The sequence below is a fragment of the Mesorhizobium sp. B2-3-15 genome (assembly GCF_006442875.1).
GTDB lineage: Bacteria > Pseudomonadota > Alphaproteobacteria > Rhizobiales > Rhizobiaceae > Mesorhizobium > Mesorhizobium australicum.
In genome coordinates this window covers 315,136-333,777 of sequence record NZ_VFVO01000008.1, presented here as the reverse complement: position 1 = coordinate 333,777, position 18,642 = coordinate 315,136, and the positions used below count along the sequence as shown (strand labels likewise).

At 60.3% G+C, this 18,642-nt stretch carries 14 protein-coding genes and 1 pseudogene; 8 read left to right on the top strand and 7 right to left on the bottom strand.

All coding sequences use genetic code 11. The features are described 5' to 3' along the window. Nucleotides 1-320: 320 nt before the first annotated feature. From FJ954_RS18750 to FJ954_RS18740, 3 genes are all read right to left on the bottom strand, one after another. Nucleotides 321-1,523, bottom strand: coding sequence for an FAD-binding domain (locus tag FJ954_RS18750; RefSeq protein ID WP_140662381.1), 1,203 nt, complete (start codon nucleotides 1,521-1,523; stop codon nucleotides 321-323). A 1,379-nt stretch (nucleotides 1,524-2,902) separates the two neighbouring features. Continuing rightward, entirely contained in the window at nucleotides 2,903-3,688 is a 786-nt protein-coding gene (locus tag FJ954_RS18745) for a hypothetical protein (protein ID WP_140662379.1), read from the bottom strand. Beyond that, nucleotides 3,675-4,208 (bottom strand): sigma-70 family RNA polymerase sigma factor, encoded by a 534-nt coding sequence (locus FJ954_RS18740; protein ID WP_064995211.1) that lies wholly within the window; start codon nucleotides 4,206-4,208, stop codon nucleotides 3,675-3,677. The genes FJ954_RS18745 and FJ954_RS18740 overlap by 14 nt, the downstream gene beginning before the upstream one ends. A gap of 142 nt (nucleotides 4,209-4,350) precedes the next feature. Between FJ954_RS18740 and FJ954_RS18735 the strand changes: the two are divergent. After that, nucleotides 4,351-4,500: pseudogene (locus FJ954_RS18735) on the top strand (IS481 family transposase); the annotation flags it as partial. 287 nt (nucleotides 4,501-4,787) lie between these two features. Here FJ954_RS18735 and FJ954_RS18730 read toward each other — a convergent pair. Continuing rightward, the gene (locus FJ954_RS18730) at nucleotides 4,788-5,525 is read right to left on the bottom strand and encodes a Crp/Fnr family transcriptional regulator (RefSeq protein WP_140662377.1); all 738 of its coding nucleotides are present in this window, start codon (nucleotides 5,523-5,525) and stop codon (nucleotides 4,788-4,790) included. A gap of 221 nt (nucleotides 5,526-5,746) precedes the next feature. Between FJ954_RS18730 and FJ954_RS18725 the strand changes: the two genes are divergently transcribed. The 7 genes from FJ954_RS18725 (at nucleotide 5,747) to FJ954_RS18695 (ending at nucleotide 13,983) form a co-directional block, all read left to right on the top strand. Next, nucleotides 5,747-7,099, top strand: coding sequence for a substrate-binding protein (locus tag FJ954_RS18725; RefSeq protein WP_181177863.1), 1,353 nt, complete (start codon nucleotides 5,747-5,749; stop codon nucleotides 7,097-7,099). Between the two features lie 183 nt (nucleotides 7,100-7,282). Then, on the top strand, nucleotides 7,283-8,158 hold the full coding sequence (locus FJ954_RS18720; RefSeq protein WP_064995207.1) for a branched-chain amino acid ABC transporter permease: 876 nt from the start codon (nucleotides 7,283-7,285) through the stop codon (nucleotides 8,156-8,158). 12 nt (nucleotides 8,159-8,170) lie between these two features. Beyond that, nucleotides 8,171-10,006 (top strand): branched-chain amino acid ABC transporter ATP-binding protein/permease, encoded by a 1,836-nt coding sequence (locus FJ954_RS18715; RefSeq protein ID WP_140662373.1) that lies wholly within the window; start codon nucleotides 8,171-8,173, stop codon nucleotides 10,004-10,006. Next, nucleotides 10,003-10,701, top strand: coding sequence for an ABC transporter ATP-binding protein (locus FJ954_RS18710; RefSeq protein ID WP_140662371.1), 699 nt, complete (start codon nucleotides 10,003-10,005; stop codon nucleotides 10,699-10,701). The genes FJ954_RS18715 and FJ954_RS18710 overlap by 4 nt, the downstream gene beginning before the upstream one ends. Before the next feature lie 440 nt (nucleotides 10,702-11,141). Beyond that, nucleotides 11,142-12,389 (top strand): diguanylate cyclase, encoded by a 1,248-nt coding sequence (locus FJ954_RS18705; RefSeq protein ID WP_140662369.1) that lies wholly within the window; start codon nucleotides 11,142-11,144, stop codon nucleotides 12,387-12,389. Between the two features lie 675 nt (nucleotides 12,390-13,064). Next, on the top strand, nucleotides 13,065-13,739 hold the full coding sequence (locus tag FJ954_RS18700) for a hypothetical protein (RefSeq protein ID WP_181177862.1): 675 nt from the start codon (nucleotides 13,065-13,067) through the stop codon (nucleotides 13,737-13,739). 58 nt (nucleotides 13,740-13,797) lie between these two features. Further along, nucleotides 13,798-13,983 (top strand): hypothetical protein, encoded by a 186-nt coding sequence (locus FJ954_RS18695; RefSeq protein WP_140662368.1) that lies wholly within the window; start codon nucleotides 13,798-13,800, stop codon nucleotides 13,981-13,983. Nucleotides 13,984-14,031: 48 nt separating this feature from the next. On the opposite strand, the gene FJ954_RS18690 is transcribed toward FJ954_RS18695, so the two are convergent. The 3 genes from FJ954_RS18690 to FJ954_RS18680 are packed head-to-tail and all read right to left on the bottom strand — an operon-like array spanning nucleotide 14,032 to nucleotide 18,642. Continuing rightward, entirely contained in the window at nucleotides 14,032-15,051 is a 1,020-nt protein-coding gene (locus tag FJ954_RS18690; RefSeq protein WP_140662366.1) for a formate dehydrogenase subunit gamma, read from the bottom strand. A 56-nt stretch (nucleotides 15,052-15,107) separates the two neighbouring features. Continuing rightward, entirely contained in the window at nucleotides 15,108-15,704 is a 597-nt protein-coding gene (gene fdh3B / locus FJ954_RS18685; protein ID WP_064994234.1) for a formate dehydrogenase FDH3 subunit beta, read from the bottom strand. A gap of 16 nt (nucleotides 15,705-15,720) precedes the next feature. Beyond that, the gene (locus FJ954_RS18680; protein ID WP_140662364.1) at nucleotides 15,721-18,642 is read right to left on the bottom strand and encodes a formate dehydrogenase subunit alpha; all 2,922 of its coding nucleotides are present in this window, start codon (nucleotides 18,640-18,642) and stop codon (nucleotides 15,721-15,723) included.

Genomic DNA, 18,642 nt, shown 5'->3' with positions numbered 1-18,642 from the left:
TGCGCCAATCACGCCTGGAATGTTTGTGCTTTTCATCGGCGGACCGGCCCAGCGGCCATGGACAGGGGGACAACCGCTGGGCCAATGAGAGCGCGCTCCTCCCGACCGCGAGCACTGACGTTGTCGTGATCATCAGCACTCGCACTGCGCTCCCAAGATGGCGCTGCCGCTCCCGGCATTGGACGATGGTCCGCTGCTTGATGCGCCACGTCGAAGTTCACTCTCATGCGGCATATACCGAGCGTGGCGGGAAACTATTCCAGCATGGCGACTATTTTCGGAAGGTTGGCGCGGGAGGCTGGCGCGCGCCACCGCTGTCGTCAATTCGTCGGCGATGGCCAGCGATAATCAGGTAGCTGCAGAGCGTCGGCAATTTCTCGCCCGATGGCCAAGCGTGCGACACCGGGGATTGCAAATGTGCTTATCGCCAAGTTGCGCACAAACAGGCCCAATCGCGTCCTTGGTGCAAAGGCTGTGGCAAATCGCTCGGCGCCGCGCTGCTTCGTATGGATGTAATTCCGCAAGAGAGTTTCGTACGTGCGGAATGCCTCCTGATATCGTCCCTCGGCCCTGAAAAGTTCCCCCGCCAAGACATAGGCCGAAATCATGGCCAAGGCTGAACCTTGTCCGGCCAATAAGGACACGCAAAACGCGGCATCGCCCGTTAGAGCAATGCGGCCTTGCGACCACCTGTTCATCCTGATCTGGCTGACGCTGTCGAAATAGAGATCGTCGATCCCATCCAGCGCATTTAAAATACTTGGGCATTCCCACCCGCCACCGCCGTAAATTTTTCGCAGCACTGCCTTCTGCATCTCCAGCGTCGCTGGCACTGGGTCGTTGCCCGCCGCAAAGACGAACAAGAAGAGCGTTCGGTTATCACGCAGCGTGAAACGCCCGAGCATTCTTCCTGGCTGGCCGTACATCAAATACACGTCTTCGTCGCGTGGACGGTAGCCAGCGCACTCGAAGGCCGCGACAGCGTAACCGAGTTTCTTTTCGAACTGCTGCTGTGGCCCGAAGGCCAGACGGCGAACGCCGGAATGCAGACCGTCAGCGCCGATCACCAGATCGAACGCGCGCTCGCCTCCACGCTTGAAGTTAACGCGCACACCGGCTGGATGCTCTTGAATGCCGAGGATCTCATCATCGAATATGACTTCGGTCGTATCCTTTATCTTGTCGAAAAGCAGCCGAGAGAGATCGCTGCGTCCGAGTGTCACAAAGCGGCCCGCTGTCACCTCAGTAAAGACGTCCGTGCCAAAACCTGTGACGCGCTTTCCACGATCGTTCACAAAGCGCACTTCGCGTACATGGTAGCCTACCCGATTGATCTCATCCTCGAGCCCCATTCGCGCGGCGAGGCCATAACCAAGGCCCCAAAAATCGATGACGTAGCCTCCCGTGCGCAAATGGGGCGCTCGTTCGATTAGTGTTGGTCGGAATCCACCGGCTGCCAGCCAGAAGGCAAGGGCGGGACCGGCGATTCCGCCGCCGGAAATCAACACCGTTCCGTTGGCCATATTGAAAATTTAGTGGAAGTCGCCGCTCTGGCAAGGAGAGGTCAGTCGGCACGAGAATGATGATTCGCTGCCCAGGCCGCCCGGGGATGGCGTCGCGGTTAAGCAGGCTGCTAACCGCACCTCTTTCCCAACAGGGCAGCCTTCCCGTGACTCAAGAGATTACAAATGCCGAATGGTCCGCCGTTCGCGCGATGTGAGGTTCGCGGTGGGTGTGGCAGCTTCGCCTGGTATTCTGGGCGGACGCATCGGGCGCGTTCGCGGCGCAGCTAATCGTTCGCAGCCCCACGAGAGTTTTTGTGAGATTCCAGCCAGTCAACCAATGCCATCCGAATGAGCTCAGGTCGACTCATGTTCATCTCGGCGGCTATTGCCGATAGAGCGGATTCGGTCGCCGCATCGAACGACACATGGGCGGTCTCGCGTAGCATTGTCGCTGCCCGTAGATCAGCCAGCCGTGCATTTTGGGCCTCGCCCCCGGAAGACACATCAGTCAAGTGAACGTTCCTTTCATCAACTTCCAGAAACTCCGCGCCTGCCGCTCCGTCGTCTTGGGATGGATCACATCGAAAACAACATAGCGGATCGGTCCGGCACCAACTCCGCCGAAAATGCCGGGCCGCCAGGAAACGCCCGCCGGCGGACTTGCTCAAACAGCATCACTCTTGTGCTCCCCGCGCGTTCTTTCATGGGCGCCTGCATCCGAACTCGATGGGGATTTCGCAAAACCGCAATTATTCAGGCCGATCAAATCTGCACTCGCACAGAGTATGAGAGCTATTCTTTGAGCGCCGGACATTTGTAGCCGGGCCTGCGAAAGCCACAGCACGCGGCGCTCCGGGGACACAGCTCGCATTGCCGAGCGTGCGGCGGCGGTGATTTCGTATCCTCCGCAGCGGGCGCACTGGAATTCTACCGTTCGCAAGATAATGTCGGCCGCGAGCGCGGTTTCTTCGCAAATCGGGCACGTCGACGGGTAATACCGCAGGGCTCCTAGGGTCGGCGGCGGAAGCCTTATCATGCCGCCCGCCCCGAAGCCTCAACTCGCGAAGATGACTCAGGATTTCGCTGCTGAGGCACATTGCTGGTTGAGGAGATGTCTATCCCGCGACGAGTGCGGCCATGTCGGGTTTCATATGATACAAGCAATCGGTCAATCTTTCTTGCGACGTCGGGCGTGGTCTTTTTCAGTTCCTCGAACGCCCACGTTACAAATGTCTCTGACAATCTGTCAGGCCGATATAGAATGACTTCGCGGGGATCTAACGGATTACTGAACGATACACCGACATCCGAACCAAGAAACCGTATGAAATGTTTCTGGATTTGTTCGGCCGACATGCAGTCTCACTTTCCTTTGACTAATGATAGCCCAATGGTCCTCAGCCCCGTATTTTGGCAGCAACGCTCCTTCGGGTGACCACCTCGATTTCCTTAGCCTCTTTTTCAAGTCGGTCGGGCGCGGCGGGGCCCATCAGGGCGTAGGCCGTGCCGCCCGATTGCCAGTATATGGTCGGCACGCGCCCATCCGTAGCGGGAGTAGGCGGTACGGCGTCTTCGCCGCTCATCGCGACCGCAACAAGTGTGATCTGGCCAACGCTCGGTGTGTCAGCCGTCAGGACAAGGCTCTGCCGCCCGTTCCAGGGCTGCACCTGAACATCTTTCACCCTCCATGTCGCTGGAAGAGCGGGCATGCTGATGTTCATGGCGCCGACCAGTCGCTCGATCTTGTCCTGCTTTGGCTCACTGCCCCTTTCGGGACCGGCATTCAGCTGGGCGACTCGCAAGGCATCACGCGCGGCAAGAATGAAATTCTCATCGGTGGTTTGGCCTCCCTGGCGGAGAGGCATTGTCAATGAGTTGGCCGACCAACCCGCCAGAATGAGCAAGGCAGCTGCCGTTTGCAGTTTGAGCGCACCGAATATTCTTAGCCGTCGAAACGCACTTTCCAGTTGCTTGGCCTTGTCCACGCTAACTCGGGGCGGGAAAAGCCGCTGCGGTTGAGCGACGCGCAATGCTTCCATGCGCTGTGCCTGGGCAAAAACTTCCGCCGCCAGTTCCGGCTCCAGGGCAAGCCGTGCCTGGAGGTCGGATCTCTGAGGCTGGGTCAGTTCGCCGTCAAGGAAGCGATTGATCTCGTCCTCGGAAATACGGTCACTTGGCCACATCACGGCCTCCTACAACTTTTAACTGGGAAGGCGCGCAATCGCGTAGTTTTTCCATGTTGTTCTTCAGGGCAACTCGTGCGCGGCTCAGGCGGGACATAACAGTTCCCTGCGGTACGCCGAGTACTGTTGCGGCGTCAGAATAGGTGAAGCCGAGGACGCCGACCAAATGGAGAACTTCGGCTTGCTCCGTAGGCAACTCTCTCAGCGCCTTTCTGACATTGGAGAGTTCGGTGCTGTGCTCCTGCGATGGCAGTAACAGTGGGTCAGACTGCTCCGCAAAGGCGGCAATCCGCCGCCTCTCTGCGTCCGCACGGACCGCACTGGTTAGAAAGGTATTTCGCACGATCGTGATCAGCCAGGGCATGAGAGGACGCGAAGAATCGTAGCTGCGAGCCAAGGAAAGAGCGCGGACAAGCGACTCCTGCACCAAGTCGTCGGCGTCTGCGTCGTTGTGCGTAAGCACTCGACCATACCGCCACAGATCCTCCAGATGCGGAGTGACGTCGAAGCTCGCATTCATGTGCCGTATACTGAGACGATGGCGAAGCTATTCCAAGCCGGTGCGACTTTTTTGTCCTCAAGTGACCTTGGCACCGGGTTCAACTTCGAAAGCGAAGCTGCGGTGGTGAGGGGTCCGAGCCGCTATTTGCGGCGGCTGCGCCGGCGGCAAGCCGGCAAAGAAGAAGTTCAAGGGCTATTCGATCGGCTACTTCCATATCGACGTCGCGGAGGTTCGCACCGAGCAGGGCAAGCTGAACATGTTCGTCGCCACCGACCGCACCTGCAAGTTCGCCTTCGTCGAGCTGCACGAGTTCACCACGCCCGGCGCCGGCGGTTCGGCCATGCCGCTGATCAACGAGACCATCGCTAGGAAGCTGCTGCCAAACGCTGCTCTGCTAACCCATCGTTGCAATCTGACGGCCAAGTTTCTCGACCCGGAGAAACGTCATTCGCCACTCGGTGAAGTCGGTCGATCATGCTCAGCACGGATGGGATGACGCAACTGTAGCTGGCAGTCAGCATTGATAAAGTTGCTCTTGATAACAGACATAGCCAAATCGACAACGCATTCGATGCCCGTCGCAATGGGGCTGTGTGATCACTCCAGCTGTTTCGGCACCGGGATGGGGATTAGGGTCATGGGCTGGTACTGAGCCAATCTTTGAAGGCCCGCAAGATCGGTCAGCTCGACAAAGCGCGCGTTGCTGGTGATAAGCTTTTCCGCGCGCAATTGCTGAATGACGCGATTGAGATGGGGCACGCTCAGCCCGAGCGCGTCCGCCATGACTTCCTGCGAAAATGGCAAGTCGAAACTTTCTTCGTCAGCGCGTTCCACCTCCAGGAGACGCGCGTGGATCTCTAGCAAAAGGTGCGTCAGCCTTTCAATCGGAGTGCGCCGACCCAGATTGACAATGTGTTCCGCATAAGTCGCTGCCTCCTGGGCGGCGAGCCAACTTAACACCAGACCGAATTGGGGCTGCTCGTAGCAGAGACGAACGTAAGCGTCGAACGAGCACACGGCGTAGGTCAGCTCGCTCACGGCAACGACCGCACAAGTCGATCGATCGAAAAAGCTGACCGGGAATCCAATGACATCACCCGGCAGGATAAGCTTGAGGATTTGCCGCCTGCCGCTGCGCAGCAACCTGTAACGGATCGCGTAGCCGTCTTTAACAAAGCACAGGTTTCGGAACTCGGAGCCGTGAACGACGAGTTCCTCCCGTTTCCGAATGGTAAGATCGCGCTCGAATATTGCCTCAAGACGTTTGATGTCTAGCGATTCCAGCTTCATTGCACGTGTCAGTCGGGTCACGATCGGGTGGCCGGTCAGCGGCATGCCATGCTCCACATGTTCATGACCTTCAATGAAACTTTCCTATGCTTATTAATCCAGATCAATGAACAGAATCATCAAACGAAAGTTGTATTGACTGGCAGGCCTACGCCACTGCGAATGCCCATGCAAATAGGCCATTTTCAGCGTCTCGCTGAAAAAAACCGGTTTCCGGAACAACAATGAGAGTCGTCCGACGGCTCCACGCTAAGGAGGAACAGCTGATGTCACTCGACGATCAAAATACTTCCCATATATCCCGCCGTAGCATGCTGCACGCGGGCGCAGGTCTTCTCGGTAGCGCCGTTCTGCCCTTATCCAGCTTTGCGGCTTTTGCGGCCGACGACAAGCCCGCGATAGGCACCTGGCCGGCCGGGTCGGCGGGCGACACCGTCTACATCGGAGCCGCCGTGCCCCTTACAGGTGCCTATGCCGTGCAAGGTGCTGACGAACTTAAGGGCTGGCAGCTCGCGGTCGACCACATCAACAACGGCCACGAGTTGATGAAGGCGTTGGCGCCGAAGGTCGACAAGGGGTTGCTCGGCAAGAAGGTCGAGCTGTTGTCCGCCGACAGCGCGGCCAAGCCGAACCAGGCCGTCGAGCTCGAGCAGAATTTCATCCACCAAAATAACATCATCCTGATGACCGGCTCGACTTCATCGGCGGTCGCGGTTGCGCTCAACAAATTCGCGCAGCGCGAGAAGATCCTCTACGTCGCGGGCATCTCCGGCTCAAACGACACAACAGGCAAGGACTGCGTTCGCTACGGCTTCCGCCAGAATTTCTACGGCCAGACCGCAGCCAACGCAATCGGCCCGATTCTTGTGAAGACCTACGGCAAGGGAAAGAAGGCGGCATTCATGACGCCGGACTACACTTACGGCCACACCGTGACCAAGTCGGTGAACGACTACCTGACCTCTCAGGGCGGATGGGAGATGGTGACGGACCAGGTCTCGCCGTTGGGCACCCAGGATTTCAGCCAGTATCTGACCAATATCGCCAATTCGGGCGCCGAATTCATCGTCAACGTCAACTGGGGCCGCGACGCGGTGCTGTCAATCCAGCAGGCCAAGCAGTTCGGCCTGACCCCGAGCATGAAGATGGTGATCCCCTACCAGATCCCCTTCCTTGCCAAGGAAGTAGGCCCCGAACTGACAGCCGGGGTTTTTGCCGCTACCGATTTCTGGTGGACCCTGCAGGACAAGTATCCGCTCGCCAAGCAGTTCGTGGACGCGTTCCAGCAAAAGTTCGGCTATCGACCGGAATGGGGCGCCGAAAACGCCTATGTCAGCTTCGCTCATTGGGCGCGCATGGTGTCGCAGGCCGGTAGCTTCTATCCGCCGGACGTCATCAAGCAATACGAGAAGGGTGAGACCATCCCTTCACTCGTCGGCGACGTTCACTATCGGCCGGAAGACCATCAGTGCGTGCGACCGGTCGTACTCGTTCAGGGTAAGGATCCCAAGGACATGAAGAGCGACGACGACTACTGGAATGTGGTGGAGGTCGTCGATGGCGCGCCGCTGATGCAGAAGCCCGACGAGTTCGGCTGCAACCTGGGCAGCTACACCTGATGCCCGCAGCGCCTTCTCCGCTCGCCACGGCTGGAGAGGGCGCTCGCATCGGGACTGGCTCTGGCCGGACGCAGACGGTTCGTCTCCCGGCGGTTGGTGGGATGTCGATTGTTCGCGACTTGTCTGCCAAACCCTTGCTGGCGCGCGGGCAGGCATATTTTTCATGACTAAGGTGGGCGCAGAGTGATCAACTGGGCAAATTTCATTTCGCAGTGCTTCAATGGGCTCGTACTCGGCGCGCTTCTGGCGCTGATCTCCTCCGGGCTGACCATCATCTACGGGACGCTCGGCGTCCTGAACCTTGCCCACGGCGCAATGTTCATGCTCGGTGGCTATGCCGGCTGGCTCGCCTACACCTACACAGGTTCATTCCTCGCCGCGGTGGCGGCCGGATCGCTGTTCGTGATGATCGTGGGGGTGTTGATCGAGCGGCTGATCGTTCGCCATTTCTACACGCGGCCGCTCGAGGACCAGCTTCTCGTCACGTTCGGGCTCGGCATCGTTTTCGTCGAGACGGTCCGCTTTTTCTTCGGCAGCCTCTCGCACACGGTGCCGCCGCCCGCCTCGCTAGTCGGCATCACCCATCTGGGCTTCATGGTCTATCCCACCTACCGACTGGCGCTCCTCGGCATCGTCGCCCTGGCGCTGCTGATGCTCTATGTCGTGCTCTATCGCACCCGCATCGGGATGATCGTGCGAGCGGGCATCGAGGATTCGGTAATGGTCGATTCACTTGGAATAGATGTCTACAAGATCTTCATGCTCGTCTTCGGCATCGGAGCCATGGCAGCTGGCTTCGCCGGCATTGTCAACGCACCCGTGGTGTCGATCGCGCCCGATGTCGGGGAAGCCATACTGGTCCAGACCTTTGTGGTCGTGGTAATCGGCGGTGTCGGTTCCTTTACCGGCGCCATCCTTGGCGGCCTCATCGCCGGCGAAATCATCAGCATCACCTCGATGTTCAATCCTGGTTATTCGTATGTCATGCTGTTCGTGGCGATGACGCTGGTGTTGGTGCTTCGACCGCACGGGCTGCTCGGCACGGCAGGGCGTGAGTAGACGCGGTCGGCCATGAACATCAAACATCCCTTCCTCGTCGAGCTTCTGACGGCGCTGGCGCTCGTCCTGGCGCCTTTCGTTCTGCCCCATCTCGGGTTCTCGCCCAGCACGATCAATCGTATCCTGATCTGGGGACTGTTCGGGATAGGCTTCGACATCCTGTTCGGCTACACGGGATTGCTGTCCTTCGGCCAGTCGGCCTTCTACGGTACTGGCGGGATGTTCGCCGCCTATCTCCTGACTGAAACCGGCTTCTCCTATGTCATGGTTGCCATTGTCCTGGGCGCCGTCGTGTCGGGTGTCGTCGGCTTCGCGATCGGGTTGATCGCCCTGCGACGCACCGGTATCTATTTCGCCATGATCACGGTGGCGATCGCCGAAGTCTTCTTCTTTGTCGAGTTCAATCCGCTCTCGGCATTCACGGGCGGCGAGAACGGCTTGCCTGGCGTGCCAACCCCGGTCGTCAACCTCGGCTTCACGGTGCTCGAATTCAACACCGACTGGACGATGTATACCTTCCTGGCGTTCTGGTATTTCATCGGCATTGCCGTCGCACTGCGCATCGTACGCTCGCCCGTTGGCGCGATCCTTTCGGCGATCCGCGACAATCCGCTCCGCGCCGCGGCGCTGGGCCACGACATACACGGCTACAAGCTCACGGCCTTCGTGGTTGCCGCGATCTATGCCGGCTTTGCCGGCGGCCTGTTGGGCGTGATGCAGGGCTTCATGCCACCGGACGCTTTCATGTTCGACACGTCCGGCCAGGTCGTGATGCAGACGGCGATCGGCGGTGCCGGCACACTGTTCGGGCCGCTGGTGGGCGCGACAGTGTGGCTCTATCTGAGCGACTTTTTCCAGAACACATTGCATCTCGGCGCCACATGGAAGTTGGTGCTCGGCATCGTTTTCGTGCTGCTGGTCTGCTTCCTGCGGCGCGGCATCGTCGGTGCGATCGCAGATCTCTATGGGTTGACCGGTGGCCGCAAGCGCATCGAATCGGCCAATACCGCGGTCGAGAGTGCGCCGCACGTCGTGACCGCCGTCGAACCGATGCCGGCGCGCCGGCATGGCACTGCGCCAGCATCCGGACCGATCCTGCAGGTGCAGGGCCTAACCAAACGCTATGGCGGCATCACAGCCAACAGCGACATCGACTTCAGCGTTGATCACGGGGAGATACGGGGCATCATTGGACCAAACGGCGCGGGCAAGACGACGTTTTTCAAAATGCTCACCTGCGAGACCGCGCCGACCTCCGGCCGCATCATGCTGGCCGGCCGCGATATTACGGGCATGGGCGTGTCCGAGGTCTGCCAGCTCGGGCTCACCAAGAGCTACCAGATCAACCAGTTGTTCGACCGCCTGACGGTGCGGCAGAACCTGATGATTGCCGCGCTGGGCGAGGCGCGTGGAAAGTTTCGGCTTGACCTGTTCAAGAGTATCCACAGCGTTCCCGGTCTCAGCGAGCAGGTCGAGCGAACGGCGGCGCTGGTGAACCTTACGGCGCGGCTCGAGCGGCCCGTTTCGGAACTGGCTTATGGCGAGAAGCGGCGGCTGGAAATCGGCCTTGCGCTGGCGACGTCGCCGAGCTTGCTCCTGCTTGACGAACCGCTTGCCGGCATGAGCCCGCGCGAGCGCGTCGAGACCGTGGCGCTGCTCAAGTCAATCGCGCGTGGACGCACGATGATCATCATCGACCACGACATGGATTCGCTCTTCGAGCTGGTCGAGAAAATTACCGTCCTGCAGGAGGGCAGGGTGCTGGTCGAAGGCATGCCCAGTGAGATTAAGGCCAATTCCAAGGTGCAGGAAGCCTACCTTGGCGGGGTACATGGAGAGGTGGCATGAGCCTGCTCGATGTCAGGGCGTTGAACAGCTATTATGGCGACAGTCACATTCTGTTCGACGTTGCATTGAGGGTCGAGAAGAATGAGGTTGTGGCGCTCCTGGGCCGCAACGGCGCTGGCAAGTCGACGACGCTGAAGAGCCTGATGGGGGTGGTGACGCCGCGGACCGGCTCGGTTGAACTAGACGGGGTCGAACTGGTTGGCAAGAAGGCGCACAGCATCGCTCGGGAAGGCATGCAACTGGTGCACGAGAATCGGCGCATCTTCGGCAGCCTGAGCGTCGAGGAAAACATCATTCTGGCCGGGTTGACTGCGGATGACCGGTGGCCGCTGGAACGCATTTACACGATGTTCCCCCGGCTGAAGGAACGACGCGCCAGCCGTGGTACGGATTTGTCAGGTGGCGAACAGCAGATGCTGGCTATAGCGCGTGCACTGGTGCGCAACCCAAAGATTCTCCTGCTTGATGAACCCTTCGAAGGACTTGCTCCAGTCATTGTGTACGACTTGGTGCGCGCCTGCCGCGAGCTGGTCCAGGCAGGGCAGACAATTGTGCTGGTGGAACAGAACATCGCAGCGACGCTGGCGCTCGCGAGCCGCGTCTATATCATCAACAATGGCCATATCGCCCACGAAGGCCCGGCCGCCGAACTCAAGATGCAGGCGGGGCTGCTGCAACACCATCTTGGCGTCTAGGTCAGCCTGTGGACAATCCGACGACCTCATCGACAGTGTCATCCCCGCCAGAGAATTCGTCAGATTGTGGCTATCACGATCGGAAAGATAGCTAGGAGTTAGCAAGTGCCTTGAGCCGCCAGCAGACGGTGGCTTTTGGACTACGACCCCGACTTGGTAGTGGAGGGGCAGTCCAAGACATTCTCATGCGCTCCGTACGCCTTTGCTCGAAGAGACACTGATCGGGGGCACGGTCTCGTCAGTGGGCGCGGCTTGGCAGCAGGCCGCGAGCCATGATGGAGCCGTAAACGCTTGCAGGATCACAGCGGAATTCGCAAGTCGGTACCTCTAGAAATCAAATCTTCAGGATAGCTTGGCATTCTTGTCCATCCCGACGAGCGGATGGCTCGGGCGGAACATTCAGGAGAAACCAGTGTAAGGGCCGATATTTGACAGAACGGATGCACCTGGACGTGCAGGATAGTCCTGCCATAACTGCAGAAGTCGACCGACTACTGGCGCGCCGCACGCGCGATATCCGGCTGACGGGCGAGATCTACCGCCTGTTTCGAGCGCGTGTCTGGTCGCAGACAGCGAAGATCATCCGAGCCTGGATGGTCTGGGTGGCTTTGTTGGACGTGCTGACACTCGCGCTCAACATGGTGATGCTCCCAAGGGCAACTGCGCTATCCATGCTCCTGCCTGGCGCCATCATTCCGCCCGTCGCTGTGGCCGTCGTTCTTATCTGGCGAAAGCCGCGGGCGCCGTGGCTACAAGGGGCTTCGCTGATCGCGGGCTTGTTCCTCATTTTGTTGTCGGTTGCGTTGGTCGGCGTAAGCGCTAGTGGCGAGTTCTACGAACGGCACTTGAACATCATGCTGTTCGTGGCCATCACAGCCATCATCATCTTCGGGGTTCCGCTGGCCTGGACGGTGACTATTGCCGCCTTGGCGCTCGGTCTCTATCTCGTTTTTCAACTACACAACCCGGGCATCGAATTTGGCAGCGCCGTGGCTGCGACGTTGTTTTTCACCAGCGGCATCTTCGCAACGGTCGCCGCGCGGCGCATCATGACAATTCTCGCTCAGAAAACCTTCCTGTTTGAGCTTCGAGACCGGCGCAGGGTCGCCGAACTGGCGGAAGCGAATGACCGGCTGAAACTTTTGGCGAGGACTGATCCGCTCACTGGCATAGCCAACCGGCGCTGGATGACGGAAACGCTTGACCGTCTATGGGACGGTGGCAGGAAATGCCCGGGCGGTGCCGCCATGCTGATGTGCGACATTGACGACTTCAAGAAGCTGAACGACCACCTCGGCCATGCCCAGGGCGATCGCTGTCTGGTCGAGGTCGCCAGAATGATCCAGGAAAACGTGAGGCGCGACCGCGATCAGGTGGCCCGCTACGGCGGCGAAGAGTTCCTGGTGTTGCTGCCCGGGGTGGACGAGGAAGGGGCCGTCGCTGTGGCCGAGCGAATTCGTCAGAGCGTTGAGGCCGCGGCTTTTCCCAACCCTGCATCCCGCGTGTCGCGCAGCGTCACACTCAGCATTGGAGTTGCAGTTCAGACGACTGACGAGGCCATCTCACCCGAGCAGTTACAGAGTCACGCGGATGCGGCACTCTACCTTGCCAAACAATCCGGCCGCAACCGAGTGCTGCTCCACGGATCGGCGTCATTCGGGCGAAAACATGTTCAGCCGGCACGGTGATGCCTCGAGTACGTTAGGGCGAAAGTCGTTGTGCTGTTCTTGTGCGGCTGAAGCAGACCGGCTCGGCGACATAAGCCAACCCGGGTGCGCGAGCCGTCATAACGGGGTTGACGTCGGTAATGCGGCGAAAGAAATCCGTTTCTTCGACGCGCGGGTGCGCAGTCACGCCCGCGTCTGTTCACGATGGAACTGATGGAGCATCCACGGTAGCGCGTCTGCGCAATGGCCACATTTTCTTCATTCACCTGTTGTCTGCACGCCTGTGCTGCAATCGCCAATCGCGGCCCGATCCGTTTCATCGGGACGTCGACAATCTCTTGAGCCCGTTCTCGTCGACTCGATACGGATGCCGGATAGAGGACCTGATCTCCACCCTCGACGGCATTTGGTAGCCAGCCCTCAGGGGGCGCCATCGGTTCGATGACCGCTGCTACGTCCATCGTCGCTTTGGACATATTCACTGCGAGGCGCGGAACGATCAACGAACGAGGGGTCGGTTCGTACCTCTGCGCAGCCGACCGGCTCCCCTCGGGGCAGCATGCGGGAACCTGATAGTTGAAGGCAGCAATGGAACGCAAGGCGGCGTTGGACATTTCGTCTGAATAAACGCGTGCGACGGTGGTGCCCCGACTGCATCCGGCGGCATCGTCTGACACGAAAGGGAAGGAGCTAGCGATGAGAATAATTGCCCTTGCGGGAATGCTTATACTCTCGGTTCCGGCCTCCCAGGCACAGACCACGACCCCTCAGCCAGCCGCACCGACTACTGAGACGCCTGCCGGTCAGGTGGTTGCGTCGCGGCAAGGCGGCCCGGCCAACCTCTGTCACGAGATCCTCGCCTTCTTGAAAGCGCCCCCTCCGGAGACGCCCCCACCCACCGGCGCGGCAAAGAAGCCGGAGGCGGCTTCGGCTAAGCAGGGCACGACCGGTTCGGGCGACCCAGCGAAGTCGGAGGGCGGTACGGGTTCTGCGCAAAAAATCACCGGGCAGGACGGCGTGGCGACCGACGCACCCGAGCCAGGCAAGGACAATGCAGCCAGCGGATCTGCGAATAATGCCCCACAGAAGGAAAGCAGGGCCGCGCCCCTGCCCCCCGCGGACGTTACCAGCACGCCCAAGCAATCCGTGTTGACCGTTGAAGCGGCGGAGCAACTCGCCAACGCGAACGATATCGCCCAGTGCCAGAAAACGGCCCGCGCCATGAGAGTTGCCGGCGTTGCCATGCCGCCGCCGCTGATTGCACTGGCAGCACTCGACATGCAATATCAGCAGAAGGCGGCCATGCCGGTCGAGCCCTCTGGGACTGCCGCCGGGCAGCCCCTGGCACCGCAGGCGCCCACGCCGAAATAGGCAGGTGCAGGAACGGCTGGCTGGCGGGCCGGTTTCGAGAAGGGAAGGAGCAGGCGGCATGCGCATGATTTTGACGGGAATTATCGTGACGGTCGTAGTCGCGTTCGGTGCCGGCTATGTTTTGCAGGCGCAGCAGGTGCCTTCCTGGCAGGTCTTCAGCACAGACAGCGCCCGAGTGGGCGATCCGGGCCACAATCTCGTCGGACAGAACTGGTCGGGCGATCCAGCCGCCGGCAAATCATGACCAGAACCTGAGGGTGGTCGGCTGCAGCCGACCAGCGATAAAAAAACGTTATTCGGCCGGTTTAGCGGAAGCTTGCGGCCTAACATCCGTCTCCGCCTGCTGCTGAGCCACCCAGGCGCTGTGATGCTCCTTGGCCCAATTCAAATCCACCGTGCCGGATCCCATGGCTTCGTAGGCGCCTTCCATGCCGAGCGTGCCGATATAAATGTGCGCAATGATCACCGCGACCAGGAGGACGCCTACGACCGCATGTACATACTGGGCGGTCTGCATGCCGTTGATATCGGCGAAGGAGAATGGGAACAGCATGTAGATGCCGGACACCGACAAGGCAATTCCCCCCAGCAGGACTGCCCAGAAGATGAGCTTTTGTCCCGTGTTGAAGCGCCCCGCCGGCGGGTGCGTCCTGTTCGATTTGTCGAAAAATCCCCCGCCAACCTTCAGCCAGTTGGCATCGTAGCGATCGGGAAGATTGTCCCAGATCCAGGTGACCAGCATGACAAGTACGCCCAGCATGAACGCCCACGCGACGAAGTCATGCGCGTATTTCGCCCAGAACGACCACGTCGAGAACGCATCAGGCCCGATCAGCGGCATCAGCAGGCGTTTGCCGAAGACGAGATTCAGGCCGGTAATGGCCAGGATGATGAACGCTGTGGCCGTCGTCCAATGAGCGAGCCGCTCGACGGCGTTGAAGCGCAAGATCTTGACGCCTGATTCACCCGCCGCAGTGCGGATGCGGCCTCTAACGAAATAGAACAGCGCCAGCACGACCAGCATGCCGAGGATGGCAATGCCGCCGATCCAGGGCAGCGCGCGCTCATGGAAGCCCTGGTAGTCGCGGCCCTGCGGCTGCTGCAGCGTGGCGGCCTTGCCGTCCGGTATGGTGACGCGGCCCCGGATCTTGTTGAGTTCATCGAGAAGTTGCCGCTCGCTGACAGCCTGGGCGGTCGGGTTGTTTCCTGAACCGGCGTCCTGCGCCCTGGCCGGAACAACAAGCAGGCCGAGAGCCAGAATGAGTGCGGCGGCCGCCGGGGAAATCACTCGACCAAGGCTCGAGATACGCATTTGCTCGGTCCTCCTGAGCTTGTTTGTCTGCGCGAACCAATCGGCACCGCGATGAATTACACCTCAATTGTCTCCCGATAGGCCGTCTGCCACCCCCACGCACCGGAGCCGTAGCCGCGCTGCGTCACGCGTTCCTTGTAGATCGCAGCGATGATCTCGCCGTCGCCAGCCAGCAGCGACTTGGTCGAGCACATCTCGGCGCAAAGCGGCAGTTTGCCTTCGGCCAGCCGGTTGGCGCCATATTTTGCATATTCGGCCTCGGTCGAGTCCGGCTCCGGACCGGCCGCGCAGAACGTGCACTTGTCCATCTTGCCGCGCGATCCGAAATTGCCGACGCGAGGGTATTGCGGCGCGCCGAACGGACAGGCGTAGAAGCAATAGCCACAGCCGATGCACAAATCCTTAGAGTGCAGCACCACCGCGTCGGCGGTCGTATAGAAGCATGCAACGGGGCACACCGCCGCGCACGGGGCGTCGGTGCAATGCATGCAGGCCATCGAGACGGAGCGCTCGCCGGGCTTGCCGTCATGGATGGTGACGACGCGGCGGCGGTTAATGCCCCAAGGCACGTCGTGCTCGTTCTTGCAGGCGGTGACGCAAGCGTTGCACTCAATGCAGCGGTCGGCGTCGCAGAGGAACTTCATCCTGGCCATTTTCCGCACCTCCCTGTTACGCCATCGCGATCTGGCACAACGTGACTTTCGGCTCCTGCATGCCCGTTACCGGGTCATAGCCGTAGGTGGTGATGCTGTTCGCGCTTTCACCGAGCACATAGGGATCGGCGCCTTCGGGATAGTTGGCCCTCAGGGTCTCACCCTGGAACCAGCCGCCGAAGTGGAAAGGCATGAACGCTACTCCCTTGCCGACACGCTCGGTCACCAAAGCCTTCACCCGCGCTTTGGAATCATTCTCCGCGCCGGTCACCCACACCCAGACGCCGTCGCCAATGCCCCGGGAGGCTGCGTCCGCGGGATTGATTTCGACGAACATCTCCTGCTGCAACTCGGCCAACCACCGGTTTGAGCGGGTTTCCTCGCCGCCGCCTTCATATTCGACCAGGCGACCGGTCGTCAGGATGATCGGGAACGATTTCGCGACGCCCTTGTCCACCGCCGCCTTCTGAACGCTGAAGCCGATATTCGGCAAACGGAACTGCTTGGCGTCAGGATAGGTCGGATATTTTGCGACTAGGTCCACCCTGGGGGTATAGATCGGCTCGCGATGGATCGGCACCGGGTCGGGCAGGTTCCAGGCGACAGCTCTGGCCTTCCCGTTTCCGTAGGGGTGACAGCCGTGGCTGAGCACGACGCGCTGGATGCCGCCCGACAGGTCGGTCGACCACGAGACCTTGCCGATGTCACCCATATCATCGCCGATCGTCCGGATGACTTTGAGTTCCTCCGCACTCAAGTCCTTGTCCCAGCCGAGCTTTTGCAGCACCGCCATCGTGAATTCCGGATAGCCGTCGGTCAGTTCCGAGCCTTGCGTGTAGGAGCCTTCGGCAAGAAGCGTCTCGCCGTTACGCTCCACACCGAAACGGGCCCGGAAGGGACTGCCGCCATCCATTACATGCAGACCGGTGCTGTAAAGGTTGGCCGTGCCAGGATGGCGTATTTCCGGCTTGCCCCAGCATGGCCAGGGCAGGCCGTAATAGTCGCCGCCGACCTCCGGATCGTCCTTCGGCGCGCGTAGCGTCACAAGATCAAACTTGTGCTGGTTTTTCATATGCGCCTTGAGGCGCTCCGGCGATTGACCGCAGTAGCCGGTCGACCAGCTTCCGCGGTTCATCTCACGCAGTACGTCCTCCGGTTGCGGCCGGTCACCCTCGACCGCGATGTTCTTGAACATCCAGTCGGCAAGGCCCAGCTTCTTCGCGAGCAGGTAGATGACCTGATAGTCGTCCTTCTGCTCGAAGCTCGGCTTAACGATCTGCTCGCCCCACTGCAGGGATCGGTTGGAGGCGACGCGCGAGCCGGAAGTCTCGAATTGCGTACAGACCGGCAGCAGATAGACGTTGTCCTTGCGCCCGGCCTGAACTGCCAGCGATGCCCAGGTCGTCGGGTGCGGATCGGCAACGACGAGCAGTTCGAGGCCGGCCAGGCCCTTCATTGATTCCGGTATGCGTGTGATGCTGTTGCTGGCGTGGCCTTGGACGAACATCGCCCGCAGACTGTCGCGCTGCTGAATGTCCTCCTTGGGGAGCACGACCCCATCGAACCATCGGGTCAACGGGATGCCGGGTGTCTCCATCGCCTCCTTGGAGTCGAACCGGCGCAGAAGGTCGTCGTATGGAATTTGCCAGACTCGCGACCAATGCTTCCAGGCGCCCTCCGTCAGGCCATAGTAAAAGGGCAGGGTCACCACATCCAATCCAATGTCGGTCGCGCCCTGCACGTTGTCATGTCCACGGAAGATGTTGGCGCCGGTGCCCGGCTTGCCAACATTGCCCGTGGCGAGGCACAAGATGCAGCTGGCGCGGACGTTGGCTGTTCCGGTCGTGTGATGGGTCTGCCCCATGCACCAGATTATCGTCGATGGCTTTTGCGTGGCGAACATCTCGGCGATGCGCTTCATCTGCTCGCCAGGCACACCAGTGATGCGCTCGACCTCGTCGGGCGGATATTTCGCCACCTCCTTGCGGACTTCGTCCATCCCGTAAACGCGCTGGGCTATGAATTCCTTGTCCTCCCAACCATTCTTGAAAATGTGCCAGAGCAAGCCCCACAGCACCGCGATGTCGGTGCCAGACCGAATGCGAGCAAACTCGGTGGCGTGCGCGGCCGTACGGGTGAACCGCGGATCCATCACGATGAAGTTGGACTTGTTGAGTTCCTTGCCTTCGAGCAGATGCTGCATGGCGACTGGATGGGCTTCGGCAGGGTTCCCGCCCAGCACTATGAGCGTCTTGGAATTGCGGATGTCGTTGAAGGAATTGGTCATCGCGCCGTAGCCCCAGGTATTGGCCACGCCCGAAACCGTCGTCGAATGGCAGATCCTCGCCTGGTGGTCCTGGTTATTGGTTCCCCACAGGGCCGCAAGCTTGCGGAAAAGGTAAGTACCCTCGTTGGAGAACTTCGCCGATCCCATCCAGTAAGCGGATTCCGGTCCGGACTTCTCACGAATGTCGAGAAGCTTGTCGCCGATCCCATTGATGGCGTCATCCCAGGAGATGCGCTCCCACTTGCCGCCGGAAAGCCTCACGGGGTATTTCAGGCGGCGGTCGCTATGCACCAGCTCGCGCACGCTTGCGCCCTTGGCGCAATGCGAGCCTCGATTGATGGGGCTGTCCCAGGATGGCTCCTGTCCGGTCCACACGCCGTTCTGGACTTCCGCGGTGACCGTGCAGCCGACAGCGCAATGTGTGCAGACACTTTTCTTCAACTCGGTCGGCACTCCCGGCTGCGGCGGGCTGATCGCCGCGGCTTTGCTTACCGTGCCGAACTGAAACGAGCTGAGAGTGGCTATTCCGCCAACTGCGAGGCCGGAGCGGCGGAGGAATGTCCGTCGGTCGATTGGAGCCGAATCCGTGCCAGCAATGAGGCTTTGCAGTCGTGTGCGGCTTGCCTGTCCGCTTTTGCGCTTCGTCAGCAT

What these genes read in the sequence shown, in the direction of transcription:
- FJ954_RS18725 (WP_181177863.1), top strand. Translation starts at nt 5,747, where the DNA reads ATGTCACTCGACGATCAAAATACTTCCCATATATCCCGCCGTAGCATG.
- FJ954_RS18745 (WP_140662379.1), bottom strand. Translation starts at nt 3,688, where the DNA reads ATGTGGCCAAGTGACCGTATTTCCGAGGACGAGATCAATCGCTTCCTT.
- FJ954_RS18690 (WP_140662366.1), bottom strand. Translation starts at nt 15,051, where the DNA reads ATGCGTATCTCGAGCCTTGGTCGAGTGATTTCCCCGGCGGCCGCCGCA.
- fdh3B (WP_064994234.1), bottom strand. Translation starts at nt 15,704, where the DNA reads ATGGCCAGGATGAAGTTCCTCTGCGACGCCGACCGCTGCATTGAGTGC.
- FJ954_RS18730 (WP_140662377.1), bottom strand. Translation starts at nt 5,525, where the DNA reads ATGCCGCTGACCGGCCACCCGATCGTGACCCGACTGACACGTGCAATG.
- FJ954_RS18705 (WP_140662369.1), top strand. Translation starts at nt 11,142, where the DNA reads ATGCACCTGGACGTGCAGGATAGTCCTGCCATAACTGCAGAAGTCGAC.
- FJ954_RS18715 (WP_140662373.1), top strand. Translation starts at nt 8,171, where the DNA reads ATGAACATCAAACATCCCTTCCTCGTCGAGCTTCTGACGGCGCTGGCG.
- FJ954_RS18695 (WP_140662368.1), top strand. Translation starts at nt 13,798, where the DNA reads ATGCGCATGATTTTGACGGGAATTATCGTGACGGTCGTAGTCGCGTTC.
- FJ954_RS18680 (WP_140662364.1), bottom strand. Translation starts at nt 18,642, where the DNA reads ATGCTGACGAAGCGCAAAAGCGGACAGGCAAGCCGCACACGACTGCAA.
- FJ954_RS18710 (WP_140662371.1), top strand. Translation starts at nt 10,003, where the DNA reads ATGAGCCTGCTCGATGTCAGGGCGTTGAACAGCTATTATGGCGACAGT.
- FJ954_RS18700 (WP_181177862.1), top strand. Translation starts at nt 13,065, where the DNA reads ATGAGAATAATTGCCCTTGCGGGAATGCTTATACTCTCGGTTCCGGCC.
- FJ954_RS18740 (WP_064995211.1), bottom strand. Translation starts at nt 4,208, where the DNA reads ATGAATGCGAGCTTCGACGTCACTCCGCATCTGGAGGATCTGTGGCGG.
- FJ954_RS18750 (WP_140662381.1), bottom strand. Translation starts at nt 1,523, where the DNA reads ATGGCCAACGGAACGGTGTTGATTTCCGGCGGCGGAATCGCCGGTCCC.